This is a genomic window from Neisseria sp. P0008.S010 (assembly GCF_051962715.1).
Taxonomy (GTDB): Bacteria; Pseudomonadota; Gammaproteobacteria; order Burkholderiales; family Neisseriaceae; genus Neisseria; species Neisseria elongata.
Window position 1 is genome coordinate 1 of the sequence record NZ_JBQCVA010000459.1, and the last position, 230, is coordinate 230.

The following is a 230-nucleotide window of genomic DNA, read 5'->3' on the forward strand; positions in this document are numbered from 1 at the left end:
GTGATGGCCTGCACATTTTCACGGCCATAGGTTTGAATTGCCTGAATCAGGCAGGTCGTTGAATCCTGCCCGCCCGAAAAAATAACAAGGGCTTGCTGTTTTTCCATTGTAAATTCCTAGTTTTGTTAACGCGGGAGGTTTGCGAACCGCGTGATTCGAAGATTGACGGATTATAACGGATTTCGTCTATAATCACGGCACTTCATTTTCTTTTATTCTGCATAATGATG

Annotated in this window: 1 protein-coding gene and 1 riboswitch; the gene reads right to left on the bottom strand. The window is 43.5% G+C overall.

What is annotated here, in order from left to right:
- On the bottom strand, window positions 1-107 hold a 107-nt coding region (locus tag ACTHSL_RS14335; RefSeq protein WP_440381765.1), incomplete at its 3' end, for a 7-cyano-7-deazaguanine synthase.
- 3 nt (window positions 108-110) lie between these two features.
- A riboswitch (PreQ1 riboswitch) is annotated at window positions 111-156 on the bottom strand.
- Between the last annotated feature and the right edge of the window lie 74 nt (window positions 157-230).